The following is a 13,470-nucleotide window of genomic DNA, read 5'->3' on the forward strand; positions in this document are numbered from 1 at the left end:
ATGAAAAAAGCGTTGATTGAACTTTGAAACAAGACATTTCGTTCTTAACGCCCCATTAATTCCCGACCCTCAAGCTGCAAGGGCTGATGAAACGATACGCGAGAGCTTACGGCGAGTGAACGACACCGCTACCTGACTCACGCGAAGTGCGCCCTGACACATCGATATATTCGATTTTTAGACGCTATTATTTGCGCTTTTTAATCAAATTAATCAGCGTAGGATTAAACCCATAGAAACAAACAACCTCTCGCACAGATGGAGCACCGACCATGAAAAACAAACTGATCCTCACCCTGGCCCTTTCGGTTTTCGCAGCTGGCGCCTTCGCCGAAGATGGCTTCGACCGTACCAGCGCTCACACCTTTGCCGCGGCTCAAACACAGTCCGCTAGCTACGCTGAAGATGGCTTTGACCGCACTGGCGGCCAACGCTTTGCCGAAGACGGCTTCGACCGCACCGGTGGCCAGCGTTTCGCCGAAGACGGCTTCGATCGCACCGGTGGCCAACGCTTCGCCGAAGACGGCTTTGACCGCACCGGTGGCCAACGCTTCGCCGAAGACGGCTTTGACCGCACCAACGCCCACCGCATCAGCTGATACCTGATGCGAGCAACCAGCCCGGCTTTGGCCGGGCTTGATCATTTGCAGGCGAGCACAGGCTTGGCACACTAGGCACCTTGTCCATCAGGAGGTAGGGCCAACAAGCCCAGCACAGATGTATTACTACGAACCTGCCAAAGGCCACGGCCTGCCCCACGACCCGTTCAACGCCATCGTCGGCCCCCGCCCTATCGGCTGGATTTCCTCGCACGACCGCGAAGGCCGCCTGAACCTGGCGCCCTACAGCTTCTTCAACGCCTTCAACTACATCCCGCCGATCATCGGTTTCTGCAGTGTCGGGCGCAAAGACAGCCTGAACAACATCGAGCAGACCGGCGAATTCGTCTGGAATCTGGCCACCCGCCCCCTGGCCGAGCAGATGAACCAGAGCTGCGCGCCGGTTGCTGCCGAGGTAAGCGAGTTCGAATTGAGCGGCCTCACCGCCACGCCCTCGCGCATCGTCAGCGTGCCGCGTGTAGGCGAAACCCCGGTGGCGTTCGAATGCAAGGTCAGCCAGATCGTCCAGCTCAAGCGGGCCGACCAGGAGCTGGTGCCCAGCTGGCTGATCCTTGGCGAAGTGGTGGCGGTGCATATTGCCGAGCACCTGCTGAAAAACGGCATCTACGATACCGCTGCTGCCGAACCGATTCTGCGTGGTGGTGGCCCGGCGGACTATTTCGAATTGGGCAACCTGTTCAAGATGGCCCGCCCGCCGGCCTGATCACCAGATCAGTTCGCCCTCTTCGCTGACGCCTTGCAGGCGTTGCAGCTCGGCCGTGGCCGCTTCGTCGGCAGCCACGGCGCCTTTGAATACCTGCCCGTCGAGGACCTTGTGAAAGCGCGGCGCGCCGCCCATGCTCAAGGCCTTGACCGCAATGGCGGCGCTGTAGCCGCCACCTTCCACCGGCACCATCGCCGATACCGCTTCGAAATGAGTGAATTCCCTACGTGCCATGTTGCTATCCGCTTGGTTGAACAAGGGCGTCACTTTACCTCATCCACCCTCAATCGAAGGTATGCAAGTCCAGGCTGCTGACCACTTGCGCCTGCACCAGCTCGCCAAACACGTCCAGGGTCGGCGAAGCAAAGTAGCCACTCATCGCCTGCTGATCCTGCCAGCTGCCACTGAGCAACCACAGGTCGGCATCGGCCTGGGAGCGCTGCACCGTGAAACTCAGGCAACCCGGCGCACGCCGCGAGGGCTCGAGCAGGTCGCGCAGGCGCGCGCCCAGCTCTGCCGAGCGCCCGCTGCTGGCACGGATGAAAGCAAGATGGGTGACCGGTTGTTTTAGGGTCATTGCACAATCTCCTTGAAGCAGGCGGACGGAAAAGCCAGGTTGCCAAGGTTAGGGGCTCACCCGCGCGGCGCGTTAGGCCAATACTGCTCGCCGATTGCCTGATCCTGCAGCGCGGCAGGATCAGGCAATCGACGTGCAGCTTTCGACTAGCGCCCGTCTTTGCCCAAACCTATGCTGCGTCGGTCAGTAGAGGAAAGCCATCATGACCACCGCCACGTCCATCGACCCGCCCCTGGAACTGCAGCGCCTGGAACTGGCCGAGCTGATCCGCCGCCACGCCGGCGACCCTCATGGCCCGGCATCCGCCATCGATGACCTGTACCTGGTGCGCTACACCGAGAACGTGCGCTCGGTGCCGACCTTGGCACAACCCGCACTGTGCATCCTTGCCCAAGGCAGCAAAACCCTGTTCCTCGGGGACGAGCAATACGCCTATGACCCACTGCATTACATGGTTGTCTCGGTGACCTTGCCGCTGAGTGGCGTGAGGCTCGACGCCAGCCCGGAGAACCCAAGCCTTGGCCTGCGCATGGACCTGGACCCGGCCGAGATCAGCCAGCTGATCGCCGAAAGCGGGCCGATGCTGGTACCCAACCGGCCCTCAGGCCGTGGCCTGTATGTGGAAAGGACCGATGCCGCATTGCTCGACGCCTTGCTGCGGCTGCTGCGCCTGCTGGACACCCCGCGCGACATCGCCATGCTCGCGCCGCTGTTCCGCCGCGAGATTCTCTATCGCCTGCTGCGGGGGCCGCAGGGTTCCCGGCTGTATGAAATTGCCTTGGCCAACAGCCAGACTCACCGGGTTTGCCAGGCCATTACCTGGCTGAACAACAACTATCAGTTGCCGCTGCGCATCGAGGATCTGGCGCGGGAGGTCAACCTCAGTACCTCGACCTTGCACCATCGCTTCAAGGCCGTGACGTCGATGAGCCCGTTGCAGTACCAGAAGCAGCTGCGCCTGCAGGAGGCGCGGCGGTTGATGCTCAACGACGGGCTAGAGGCGGCGGTGGCCGCCTATAGGGTAGGGTATGAAAGCCCGTCGCAGTTCAGCCGTGAGTACAGCCGGCTGTACGGCGCACCACCGATTCGGGATGTGGCGCGGTTGCGGGCTACTGCTGGCTGAGTCCTGTTTTTCCTGTACCGGCCTCTTCGCGGGCTTGCCCGCTCCCACAGGTACAGCACAACTTCAGAGTATGTGCAGCACCTGTGGGAGCGGGCAAGCCCGCGAAAGGGCCAGTACAGGCAATAGCTTGACTTCAACCCGCCACGGTTTCCTGCCACTGATTCTGGTCAACCTGAATCAAGGTCGGCCCGGTGCGCTCCACCGCCTGCCCCAGCGCCGCTTGCAGCTGCTTCACGTCCGTCACATGCTCCGCCGCAGCCCCCAACGCCCGCGCCACGCCGAGGAAGTCCGGGGTATGGATATCGACCCCGACCGGCTCGATCGCCCGGTTGACCATGTACTTCTTGATCTCCTCGTACCCTTGGTTATTCCACAGCAGCACGATCAACGGCACCTGCGCCTCCACCGCGCTGGCCAGTTCTGGCAGGGTGAACTGCAAACCGCCGTCACCAATCAGGCACACCGCAGGCGCGCGCTGGCCGATTTGCTCCGCACTCCCCAGCCAGGCGCCCATGGCCGCAGGCAGGGCGTAACCCAGGGTGCCGTACCCGGTGGAGGCATTGAACCAACGGCGTGGCTGGTCCATGTCCAGGGTCAGGTTGCCGGTGTACACGGGCTGGGTCGAATCGCCCACCAGGACGGCATTGGGCAGTCGTTCGAGAATCGCGCTCAGCAAGCGCGTCTGGCTCAGGGTTGGCTGGTCCCAACCTGCCGCCAGAGCCTGGCGCAGGTAGGCTACGCGAGCCACACCCCAAGTGCTTTCACGCACGGGTTGCGGCAGGGCCTGCAAGGCACCGAGCAATGCATCAGCAGCCAGTCCGGCATCGGCCACCAGCGCAAGCTCGGGCAAGTAATTGCGCACGGTCTGGTCCGGGTCGATGTCGATGCGCAGCAGGCTGCCCGGGATCTCGAAACCACCCTTGAAGGTCACGTCATAATCGGTTTCGGCCAATTCGGTGCCGATCGCCAGCACCACATCGGCCTCAGCCACCAGCGCGCGTGTAGCCGGCAGCGACTGGGTCGAACCAATCTGCAGCGGGTGGCTGGCCGGCAACAAACCTTTGGCATTGATGGTCAGCGCCACCGGGGCCTGAAGGTGTTCGGCCAGACGCGCCAGCGCAGCCTCCGCGGCCAACGCACCACCGCCCGCCAGGATCAAGGGCCGCCTTGCACCTGCCAGGCGCTCGGCCATCTGCGCCACGGCCTGCGGCGCTGCCCCTGCCCGGCTGCCACGCACCGGGCGGCCCGGCAGCAGGAAGTCGGCCGGTTCGACCAGCACGTCGAGCGGGATTTCGATATGCACCGGGCGCGGCCGGGCGCTCTCGAACACGGCAAATGCCCGCGCCAGCACCTGCGGCAGGTCTGCAGCCGTCATCAAGGTGTGAGAAAACGCGGCCACACCCGACACCAGTGCCGCCTGGTTGGGCAGCTCGTGCAGCTTGCCGCGGCCACCGCCCAGCTGGTCACGGGACTGCACGCTGGAAATCACCAGCATCGGGATCGAGTCGGCATACGCCTGGCCCATGGCAGTGGTGATGTTGGTCATGCCCGGGCCGGTAATAATGAAGCACACCCCAGGTTTGCCACGGGTGCGCGCATAGCCATCAGCCATGAACCCGGCACCCTGCTCGTGGCGCGGGGTGATGTGGCGAATGGACGAGCCTGCCAGACCACGATAGAGCTCCACGGTATGTACACCGGGAATGCCGAAGACATGGTCGACGCCATAGCCTTCAAGGAGATTGACCAGTACTTCGCCGCAGGTTGCCATCGGTTTTCACCCTGAATATTGTTGGATTATGCCCTTATTGGACCCAAGCCACGGCTACCGCCACAATGCAAAAAAACACATACTAGCCATGTCCTGTCATCATGGCTCAGCACGATGAAACGCTTCCCGCCCCTGCCCGCCCTGCACACCTTTCTGGTCACCGCCCAGCACTGCAACTTCACCCGTGCAGGGCAACAGCTGCACATCACCCAAGGCGCCGTCAGCCGGCAGATCGCTGCCCTCGAAGCGCACCTGGGTTATGCGCTTTTCCAGCGCCAGGCCCGCGGGCTGAGCCTGACCCGCGAAGGCCAGGACTGGCTGCCTCGTGTACAGCAGGTATTCGCGCTGATTGAGCAAGGCGTGCGTGAGGTCGGTGGACGCAGCACTACCTTGCAGCTCAAGGCCCCAACCTGCGTGATGCGCTGGCTGTTGCCGCGCCTGATGGAATGGCAGGCACTGCGCCCGGACGTACCGGTGGAGCTGACCACCACGGTGCAGCATGGCGTGGATTTTCGTCGCGAGGGCTTCGATGCAGCAGTGGTTTATGGCGATGCGCCAAACCACGGGCTGCATGTGCGCAAGCTGTTCGATGAACAACTTACGCCCGTGTGCGCCCCCTCGTTGCGTGAGGGGCCGATACCGTTGCAGCAGGTGGAAGACCTGGCGCGGCACATGCTGCTCCACCCGTCGCGGGATGAACATGACTGGCAGTTGTGGCTGCAGGCAGCGGGGGTGACGTTGGCCACTCATGGGCCGAAGCAGCATTTCGAGACACTGGACATGGCGATGGCCATGGCCTCGCAGGGGACGGGTGTGGCCATCGGCGACTGGTCGCTGATTGGCGATGACTTGCGCGGGGGGCGGCTGTCCATGCCGTTTGCGCTGAAGGTAGTGACCGGGAAAGGGTATTACCTGGTAAGCCAGGCCAGAAGCTTGCCGCCAGGGTTGATGGAGTTACTGGACTGGCTGGAGAGCCAGGCTAGCCAATAAGTGCCTCTTCGCGGGCGCGCCCGCTCCCACAGGTACAGCATGGGCCTTGGGAACTGTGCTGTAGCTGTGGGAGCGGGCATGCCCGCGAAGCAGGCGACTCAGTAGCCCACTGTAAACCGCTGCCGCGAATGCGCCGGCTTTTCCAGCTCGTCGAGCATGGCAATGGCATAGTCGGCAAAGGTGATCCAGCTTTTGCCATCCGCACCGATCAGCAGATGATCCTTGCCCACTTTGTAGCGCCCGCTGCGCTCACCTTCAACAAACTCCGCCGACGGCGAGAGGAATGTCCAGTCCAGGTCTGGGTCGCGCTGCAACGCTTCCAGAAAACGCACCCCGGCAGTGGCCTCGGCCTTGTAGGCCTCCGGGAAGTCCGGGCTGTCGATTACCCGATGCCCCGACGGCAGCAGCAAGCTGCCGGCGCCACCCACCACCAACAGGCGCTTGACCCCGGCACGCTTGACCGGCTCGATGATGGCATGCGGCTCGATCGTCGAGAAATGCGCCGCGCTCAACACGGCGTCCAAGCCTGTTACCGCCGCTTGCAGGGCCGCACTGTCCTTGGCATCCAGCGCCTTGACGGTCACCCCTTCACGGCCCTGCAATCGCGAAGGGTCGCGGGCGATGGCCAACACACTGTGGCCACGGCGCAGGGCCTCCTCCAGCAACTGGCTGCCAGCGCGGCCAGTGGCACCGATAATTGCGATCTTGCTCATGGGAACACTCTCCATTGATTGAACGGAATTACCACTTCATCTCGCCCTTGGCGACCTTGGCACCGAGTTCCAGCGAGCTTTCATCGGCCAGGCCCGGGTAACGCTGCTTCATGGCCTGGATCAACGCATTGGCGTCTTTCGCCTTGGCGGTTTCAGCGTCAAACCCACGAATGTAGTTTGCCGTGAAGCGCACGGCCTGCAGTGAACGGCTGCTGTCTCCCAGGTAATGCCCGGGGATGACCGTGCGTGGCCCCAGCGCCTCGACGTGCGCCAAGGTGCCAAGCCAATCGGCATGGGACTTGGCCGATTGAGTGTCGGCCATCCACACATGAATGTTTTCGGACACCACCACGCCACCGACCACCGCCTTGATCGACGGGATCCACACAAAACTGCGGTCTGGTTGCGGGCCGTCCAGGCCGACCACGTCCAAGGCCTGCCCCTCCAGCGTCAGGCGCTGCCCTTCGAGCACTTGCGGCAGCACCAGCCGCTGCGGTTTGTCTGCCCCCATCTGCGGCCCCCAGTACGCCAGCTTGGCATCCCTGGTCTGGCGGATATGTGCAACCGTGGCGGCAGAGGCCAGCACCTTGGCGTTGGGGAAGGCCTGGGTCAGGGTGTCCAGGCCAAAGTAATAGTCCGGGTCGCCGTGGCTGATGTAGATGGTGGTCAAGTGTTTGCCGCCAGCCTGCAGGCGCTTTACCAGTTGCTCAGCCTGGGCTTTGCCAAACTGGGCGTCGATCAGCACGGCATCGTGCTCGCCACTGACAATCACCGAACTGACCGGAAAAATGGCCTCGTGCCCGGGGTTGTAGACCTCCAGTTGCAGCGGTTCGGCGGCCAGCGCAGGGCCGGCCAGGGTCACGCAGGCCAGTAGCAGGCCTCGCAAGGGGGTGAACAGGGACATAGGCAAGGCCTTCAGTTGAACAATGCCTAACAGCTTAGTTGCCCGATCTGTGACAAAAAATGCCATGCTTGAACATAGTTTGTTTCTAAAACCGGGCAAATCATGGACCGTCTCAACGCCATGCGCGTTTTCGTTACCGTCGTCGACCTGGGCAGCCAGTCGGCAGCGGCAGACCACCTGCAGCTTTCTCGGCCCGTGGTGTCGCGTTACCTGGCAGAGCTGGAGGACTGGGTTGGCGCGAGGCTAATGCAGCGCACCACTCGCAAGCTCAGCCTCACCGCGGCCGGCCAGGAAACCCTGCCCCGCTGCCGGCAACTGCTGGAACTGGCCGGCGACCTGCAGGCCGCGGTGCAGCAGCCGGATGACGCGCCGAAAGGCGCGCTGCGCATCAGCGTCAGCACCTCTTTCGGCCAGGCGCAGCTGGTGGACGCGGTGGCGGCCTATGTGCGGCGCTATCCTGGGGTGAAGGTGGAACTGCAAATGCTCGATCGCACCGTCAACCTGGTGGATGAGCGCATCGACCTGGCCATCCGCACCAGCAACGAGCTGGACCCCAACCTGATCGCCCGGCGCCTGAGCGTGTGCCGCTCGGTGGTGTGCGCAGCCCCGGCCTACCTGAGCGAGCACGGCGTACCGCAACGGGTCGAGGACCTGAGCCGGCACAACTGCCTGACCCATGCCTATTTCGGCCACAGCCTGTGGCATTTCGAGGTGGCCGGCCAGCAGGTCGCCGTACCGGTGGCGGGAAACATCAGCGCCAACGAAGCCATGACATTGCAAAAGGCAGCCCTGGCCAGCGCAGGAATCGCCATGCTGCCAACCTACCAGGCCGCCGACGCCCTGCGCAGGGGCGAACTGGTACGCCTGCTGCCCGAAGCGCAGCCACGTGAACTGAACCTGAATGCGGTGTACACGTCACGCAAGCACATGCCGGCGACCTTGCGCAGCATGTTGGATTTCCTGGTGCAGCGGTTCAAGGACGAGCCGGAGTGGGATCGGGATCTGTAACGCTGAAATTGGCCTACGCTGGAAGGTATCACCTATTGCTGTAACAGGAGGTGAGCACCATGGGCATCAAATCCAGAAGAGTCGCCCTTGTCATGGCCCTGACTGCGGTCGCAGGGCTGTATGGTTCAGCGTGCTGGCGCGCCGAGCTGCTACGCAGTCAGCCCAGCGCCGCAGCCAGCTGCGAGCAGGCACATTGCGTGCCTCACACTGCAACCTTGAGCGCCATCCGCTGAGTTGACGGCGCCCTGCCGGTCACTCTTCGACGCTCATGTATTCCTTGGCCCAGCGGATGTAATCCTCGGGCTGGGTGTAGGTGTGCGAGAGTTCGGTGGCGCTCAGGTTCTGCGACTTGTTCTGCTGGCCACGCTGCAAGCGCAAGCAATCGTAAGTGGCCTTGATCGCAGCAAAGTAGGCGCCATGGCCATCGACTGCGATACGCACGCCCAGGCTCGCCAGGCGTTCATCGTCATGCAGGTTGGGGTTGCCATAGGTGACCAGCATCAGCGGCACTGTCAGGTGCTCGGCAATCTGCTCGAGGTGTTCGAAGTCCTTCACGCCTACCATACAGATACCATCGGCACCGGCCTTCTGGTAGCTCTGGGTGCGCACGATGATTTCTTCGGTGGTGAGCACGCCAGCATTGGTACGGGCAATGATCGACAATGACGAGTCGACACGCGCCTCCAGGGCCGCACGAATCTTGCCGACGCCTTCCTCAACCGGGATCAGGTCGGTGGACTTGCGCCCGAATTGGGCGGGCAGCAGGGTGTCTTCGATGGTCAGCCCAGCCACGCCGGCGCGCTCCAGTTCGATAACCGTGCGCATCACGTTCAGCGCGTTGCCGTAGCCGTGGTCGGCATCAGCCAGCACGGGCAATTGCGCTACCCGGCCAATTCGGGTGGCCTGCTCGACAAATTCACTGAGGGTGATCAGGGCGAAGTCCGGCGCAGCCAGTACCTGCAATGAAGCGACAGAACCGCCCAGGATGCCGACCTCGAAGCCCAGGTCTGCGGCAATGCGTGCCGACATCGGGTCGAACACCGATGCAGTGTGGTAACAGGAACCTGAAGCGAGCAGTTCGCGGAAGGCAAAACGCAGATCTTGATGGGAAGCCTTGGGCATGATCACTCCGCAAATAAGTTGAAATTTGAACGGTAACTACCGACCCCTGTAATCGGGTCTACCTGACCTGTTCCAACCGTCGCCATCTGGGCGGTCATGCTCGACATGCAGGCAGAGGAATAAAAGGTGTGGGAGACAGCGGCCTGAAAAACCTGCGGCATATTGCTGCACCAAGCTGGTGCAAGCCCCGGTTTTCAGCCCCTGTGGCATACCAACGATATCACGCAGCCATGCATACTGAATGAATGCGCCAATGCCGATTCGGCATAGGGGATGCAGATAGTACATAGGAAGCTACCTAACTCAGGTTACAATCCGACTTGCCCGCGAAGAGGCCGCCACACTCAATCAAGGTATTCCCGTGACCGCCGCCCTGCCCCCCACCACCCTGCGCAACGTGCTCACCGCCCTGATGCTGGCGATCTTCCTCGGCGCACTGGACCAGACCATCGTCGCCGTCTCACTGCCCGCGATCTCGGCCCAGTTCAACGATGTCGGCCTGCTGGCGTGGATCATTTCCGGCTACATGGTGGCGATGACCGTGGCCGTGCCGATCTACGGCAAGCTGGGTGACCTGTACGGGCGGCGGCGGATGATCCTGACCGGCATCAGTCTGTTCACCCTGGCCTCGATCGCCTGCGCCTTGGCCCAGGACATGCAGCAGCTGGTGCTGGCGCGGGTACTGCAGGGCATTGGTGCGGGTGGCATGGTTTCGGTCAGCCAGGCAATTATCGGCGACTTTGTGCCACCCCGCGAACGCGGCCGCTATCAGGGCTATTTCAGCAGCATGTATGCAGTGGCGAGTGTCGCCGGGCCAGTGCTGGGTGGAGGGTTGACCGAGTACCTGTCATGGCGCTGGGTATTCTGGATCAACCTGCCGCTGGGGCTGGTTGCCTTGTGGGCGATCCACCGGGCCCTGGGCGGCATGCCGGCGCAACGCCGCGAGGCGCAGGTTGACTACCTCGGCGCCGTGCTGCTGATCCTCGGCCTGGGCAGTCTGTTACTGGGCATCACCTTGGTCGGCCAGGGCCACCCTTGGGCCGACCCGGCCGTACTGGCCCTGTTCGCCTGCGCCGTGCTGGGCCTTGCGCTGTTCATCGCTCATGAGCGCCGCTGCCCGGAGCCGCTGCTGCCCTTGGGCCTGTTCGGCAACCGTGTCGCGGTTTGGTGCTGGGGCGTGATCTTTTTCGCCAGTTTCCAGTCCATTTCCCTGACCATGCTGATGCCGTTGCGCTATCAGGGCATCACCGGCGCCGGTGCCGACAGCGCCGCCCTGCACCTGCTGCCACTGGCGATGGGGCTGCCCCTGGGTGCCTTCACCGGCGGGCGCATGACCAGCCGCACCGGGCGCTACAAGCCGCAGATTCTGGCCGGTGCCCTGCTGATGCCAGTGGCCATTTTTGCCATGGCGCTGACCCCGCCACAGTCTGGGTGGTTCAGTGCATTGTTCATGCTGCTGACCGGCATTGCCTGCGGGTTGCAGTTCCCTACATCGCTGGTAGGTACGCAAAGTGCTGTGGACAGCAAGGACATTGGGGTGGCCACCAGCACCACCAACCTGTTCCGGTCGCTGGGCGGGGCCATGGGCGTTGCCTGCATGTCCAGTCTGCTGCTGGCACTGCTGCACCAGGGCGGGTTCGAAATGCTGGGCAACCCGTTGCTTGGGAGTCTGAAGGCAGGGGAGGTGGACCTGGTCACGCAGGCGCGGTTGACGGAAACATTCCGGCAGTTGCTGATGGGAAGTGGGCTGGTTGCACTGCTCGGGCTGATTGCCGCAGTGGCGCTGCCGGATCGGCAACTGCGCGGACGCTAGAGGCAGCTCCCGCACCCTGCGCTTAATACTCTGCTAATACATAAGGGAAACAATCCCTCACAATCCTTAACAAAGTGTCATTTGCGCAGAGCCGGGCTCAAGCGCAGCATATCCAGCCCGGTGTCGACCCATTTTTCGACATCACCCAACAGATCGACACTGTCAGGCAGCAACAGCCAGCGCCCGATCAGGCCATCGACATAGGCAAACATGGCCACCGCCGCGCGCTCGACATCCAGCTCGCCAGGCAACTGGCCCCGGCGAACGGCATTGGCCAACGCCAGGGCAATGCCCTTGTGGCAATCCAGCACCGCCCCCTGGCGCTGCTGGCGAATTTCACACATGTCATCGGTGAACTCGCACTTGTGATGCAGGATTTCATTGATACGCCGGGTTCGGGCATCGAGCACCAGCTCGTTGAACACTTGCAACAGCAGCTTGCGCATGCAGCCGAGCGGGTCGACTTCGTCCTCGCTTTCGCTCGCCCGTGCCAAGTGGTCATGGGTTTCGTGCAAGCTGTCGAGCAGCGCCTGTACCAGCTCCGCCTTGTTGTTGAAGTGCCAGTAGATCGCCCCGCGCGTGACTCCCGCCAGCTCGGCGATGTCGGCCAGGGTGGTTCGCGCAACCCCGCGCTTGTAGAAGGCCTTTTCCGCCGCCTCAATGATCTGGGCGCGGGTTTCCTGGGCTTCTTCTTTGGTTCGACGGACCATGGCAGTACAACCTCATCTGGCCCGAACGCGCGGCGCGTACGGGGGACGCTTCGGGGGCACCTCTGCAGGGAGCCTCACGGATAAGCTAATCAAGAGCTGTGGCAGTACCTGAGTACAACCCAGCGGTATTTACAAACAACCATGAATGTAAGTATATTCCTTAGCAAGCTATTTATCCACCGGATAGCAATTTTTCCAGATCAAGAACTCTTCCATTACTCTTGAGCGTCTCCCTGCTCCAGCGACCCGAGGATCCTCATGCAATTCAAGCCAGCCGTTACCGCTCTGGTTTCCGCCGTCGCCCTGGCAACCCTGCTCAGTGGCTGTAAGAAAGAAGAAGCAGCGCCCGCGGCGCAGGCTCCTCAGGTCGGCGTCGTGACCATCCAGCCGCAAGCCTTCACCCTGACCTCGGAATTGCCGGGGCGCACCACTGCCTACCGCGTCGCCGAAGTGCGCCCACAGGTCAATGGCATCATCCTCAAGCGCCTGTTCAAGGAAGGCAGCGATGTCAAGGAAGGCCAGCAGCTGTACCAGATCGACCCTGCCGTGTACGAAGCCAACCTGGGCAATGCTCAGGCCAACCTGCAGGCTACCCGCTCGCTGGCCGAGCGCTACAAGCAGCTGATTGACGAACAGGCCGTCTCCAAGCAGGAGTACGACGACGCCAATGCCAAACGATTGCAGGCCGAGGCTTCGCTCAAGAGCGCACAGATCGACCTGCGCTACACCAAGGTCCTGGCACCGATCAGCGGCCGTATCGGCCGTTCTACGTTTACCGAAGGTGCCCTGGTAAGCAATGGCCAGACCAACGCCATGGCGACCATCCAGCAACTCGATCCGATCTATGTCGACGTCACCCAGTCCACCGCCGAGCTGCTCAAGTTGCGCCGTGACCTGGCGAGCGGCCAGCTGAAGAAGGCTGGCGAAAATGCAGCCTCGGTGCAGTTGGTGCTCGAAGACGGCAGCCTGTTCAAGCAGGAAGGCCGCCTGGAGTTCTCGGAAGTTTCGGTTGACGAAACCACGGGCTCGGTCACCCTGCGTGCCCTGTTCCCGAACCCCGATCACACCCTGCTCCCAGGCATGTTCGTGCATGCGCGGCTGAACGCCGGGGTTAACGCCAACGCCATTCTGGCACCGCAACAGGGCGTGACCCGTGACCTCAAAGGCTCGCCAACCGCCCTGGTGGTCAACCAGGAGAACAAGGTCGAACTGCGCCAGCTCAAGGCCAGCCGTACCTTGGGCAGCGATTGGCTGATCGAGGAAGGCCTCAACCCAGGCGACCGCCTGATCACCGAAGGGTTGCAGTACGTGCGCCCGGGCGTCGAGGTCAAGGTCAGCGAAGCCACCAACGTCAAGAAGCCGGGCAGCCCTGATCAGGCCAACGCGGCGAAAGCAGACGCCAAAGCGGAGTAAACC

The 13,470-nt window shown here is 62.5% G+C and carries 14 protein-coding genes; 7 read left to right on the plus strand and 7 right to left on the minus strand.

Translation table 11 applies throughout. The features are described from left to right. Positions 1-272: 272 nt before the first annotated feature. Both OZ911_RS23165 and OZ911_RS23170 read left to right on the plus strand, forming a co-directional pair. Positions 273-599: a hypothetical protein gene (locus tag OZ911_RS23165; RefSeq protein WP_023047320.1), complete on the plus strand. Its 327-nt coding sequence runs from the start codon at positions 273-275 to the stop codon at positions 597-599. Between the two features lie 118 nt (positions 600-717). Next, positions 718-1,323 carry a flavin reductase family protein gene (locus OZ911_RS23170; RefSeq protein ID WP_016488861.1) on the plus strand — a complete coding sequence of 202 codons (606 nt, stop codon included), beginning with the start codon at positions 718-720 and terminating at the stop codon, positions 1,321-1,323. Here OZ911_RS23170 and OZ911_RS23175 read toward each other — a convergent pair whose 3' ends face one another. After that, positions 1,324-1,590 (minus strand): hypothetical protein, encoded by a 267-nt coding sequence (locus OZ911_RS23175; protein WP_016488862.1) that lies wholly within the window; start codon positions 1,588-1,590, stop codon positions 1,324-1,326. Between the two features lie 16 nt (positions 1,591-1,606). Beyond that, a complete protein-coding gene (locus tag OZ911_RS23180) occupies positions 1,607-1,900 on the minus strand; it encodes a putative quinol monooxygenase (RefSeq protein WP_016488863.1) in 294 nt (97 codons plus the stop codon). 202 nt (positions 1,901-2,102) lie between these two features. Between OZ911_RS23180 and OZ911_RS23185 the strand changes: the two genes are divergently transcribed. Beyond that, entirely contained in the window at positions 2,103-3,023 is a 921-nt protein-coding gene (locus tag OZ911_RS23185; protein WP_016488864.1) for an AraC family transcriptional regulator, read from the plus strand. Positions 3,024-3,156: 133 nt separating this feature from the next. Here the strand turns inward: OZ911_RS23185 and OZ911_RS23190 are convergent, their stop codons facing one another. After that, entirely contained in the window at positions 3,157-4,794 is a 1,638-nt protein-coding gene (locus tag OZ911_RS23190) for a 5-guanidino-2-oxopentanoate decarboxylase (RefSeq protein ID WP_268968483.1), read from the minus strand. A 114-nt stretch (positions 4,795-4,908) separates the two neighbouring features. Here OZ911_RS23190 and OZ911_RS23195 point away from each other — a divergent pair, with 114 nt between their 5' ends. Continuing rightward, entirely contained in the window at positions 4,909-5,784 is an 876-nt protein-coding gene (locus OZ911_RS23195; protein WP_023048878.1) for a LysR substrate-binding domain-containing protein, read from the plus strand. Between the two features lie 98 nt (positions 5,785-5,882). Here the strand turns inward: OZ911_RS23195 and OZ911_RS23200 are convergent, their stop codons facing one another. Then, entirely contained in the window at positions 5,883-6,497 is a 615-nt protein-coding gene (locus OZ911_RS23200) for an NAD(P)-dependent oxidoreductase (protein ID WP_023048879.1), read from the minus strand. Positions 6,498-6,525: 28 nt separating this feature from the next. Then, complete coding sequence (locus tag OZ911_RS23205; protein WP_023048880.1) at positions 6,526-7,401, minus strand: MBL fold metallo-hydrolase; 876 nt, start codon at positions 7,399-7,401, stop codon at positions 6,526-6,528. A gap of 102 nt (positions 7,402-7,503) precedes the next feature. Here OZ911_RS23205 and OZ911_RS23210 point away from each other — a divergent pair, with 102 nt between their 5' ends. After that, entirely contained in the window at positions 7,504-8,409 is a 906-nt protein-coding gene (locus OZ911_RS23210; RefSeq protein ID WP_060517521.1) for a LysR family transcriptional regulator, read from the plus strand. 252 nt (positions 8,410-8,661) lie between these two features. Here OZ911_RS23210 and OZ911_RS23215 read toward each other — a convergent pair whose 3' ends face one another. Beyond that, positions 8,662-9,531 carry an oxaloacetate decarboxylase gene (locus OZ911_RS23215; RefSeq protein ID WP_016488870.1) on the minus strand — a complete coding sequence of 290 codons (870 nt, stop codon included), beginning with the start codon at positions 9,529-9,531 and terminating at the stop codon, positions 8,662-8,664. Positions 9,532-9,892: 361 nt separating this feature from the next. On the opposite strand from OZ911_RS23215, the gene OZ911_RS23220 reads away from it, so the two are divergent. Then, on the plus strand, positions 9,893-11,344 hold the full coding sequence (locus OZ911_RS23220; RefSeq protein WP_016488871.1) for an MDR family MFS transporter: 1,452 nt from the start codon (positions 9,893-9,895) through the stop codon (positions 11,342-11,344). A 77-nt stretch (positions 11,345-11,421) separates the two neighbouring features. On the opposite strand, the gene ttgR is transcribed toward OZ911_RS23220, so the two are convergent. Further along, the gene (ttgR, locus tag OZ911_RS23225; RefSeq protein WP_016488872.1) at positions 11,422-12,054 is read right to left on the minus strand and encodes an efflux transport transcriptional regulator TtgR; all 633 of its coding nucleotides are present in this window, start codon (positions 12,052-12,054) and stop codon (positions 11,422-11,424) included. A 258-nt stretch (positions 12,055-12,312) separates the two neighbouring features. Here ttgR and ttgA point away from each other — a divergent pair, with 258 nt between their 5' ends. Further along, positions 12,313-13,467: a toluene efflux RND transporter periplasmic adaptor subunit TtgA gene (gene ttgA, locus OZ911_RS23230; protein ID WP_016488873.1), complete on the plus strand. Its 1,155-nt coding sequence runs from the start codon at positions 12,313-12,315 to the stop codon at positions 13,465-13,467. Positions 13,468-13,470 lie beyond the last annotated feature (3 nt).

This window comes from Pseudomonas fortuita (genome assembly GCF_026898135.2).
In the GTDB taxonomy this organism is placed as follows: Bacteria; Pseudomonadota; Gammaproteobacteria; order Pseudomonadales; family Pseudomonadaceae; genus Aquipseudomonas; species Aquipseudomonas fortuita.

Excerpts from the sequence above, each read along its gene's own strand:
- OZ911_RS23165 (WP_023047320.1), top strand. The coding sequence starts at position 273 with ATGAAAAACAAACTGATCCTCACCCTGGCCCTTTCGGTTTTCGCAGCT.
- OZ911_RS23170 (WP_016488861.1), top strand. The coding sequence starts at position 718 with ATGTATTACTACGAACCTGCCAAAGGCCACGGCCTGCCCCACGACCCG.
- OZ911_RS23180 (WP_016488863.1), bottom strand. The coding sequence starts at position 1,900 with ATGACCCTAAAACAACCGGTCACCCATCTTGCTTTCATCCGTGCCAGC.
- OZ911_RS23185 (WP_016488864.1), top strand. The coding sequence starts at position 2,103 with ATGACCACCGCCACGTCCATCGACCCGCCCCTGGAACTGCAGCGCCTG.
- OZ911_RS23190 (WP_268968483.1), bottom strand. The coding sequence starts at position 4,794 with ATGGCAACCTGCGGCGAAGTACTGGTCAATCTCCTTGAAGGCTATGGC.
- OZ911_RS23195 (WP_023048878.1), top strand. The coding sequence starts at position 4,909 with ATGAAACGCTTCCCGCCCCTGCCCGCCCTGCACACCTTTCTGGTCACC.
- OZ911_RS23200 (WP_023048879.1), bottom strand. The coding sequence starts at position 6,497 with ATGAGCAAGATCGCAATTATCGGTGCCACTGGCCGCGCTGGCAGCCAG.
- OZ911_RS23205 (WP_023048880.1), bottom strand. The coding sequence starts at position 7,401 with ATGTCCCTGTTCACCCCCTTGCGAGGCCTGCTACTGGCCTGCGTGACC.
- OZ911_RS23210 (WP_060517521.1), top strand. The coding sequence starts at position 7,504 with ATGGACCGTCTCAACGCCATGCGCGTTTTCGTTACCGTCGTCGACCTG.
- OZ911_RS23215 (WP_016488870.1), bottom strand. The coding sequence starts at position 9,531 with ATGCCCAAGGCTTCCCATCAAGATCTGCGTTTTGCCTTCCGCGAACTG.
- ttgR (WP_016488872.1), bottom strand. The coding sequence starts at position 12,054 with ATGGTCCGTCGAACCAAAGAAGAAGCCCAGGAAACCCGCGCCCAGATC.
- ttgA (WP_016488873.1), top strand. The coding sequence starts at position 12,313 with ATGCAATTCAAGCCAGCCGTTACCGCTCTGGTTTCCGCCGTCGCCCTG.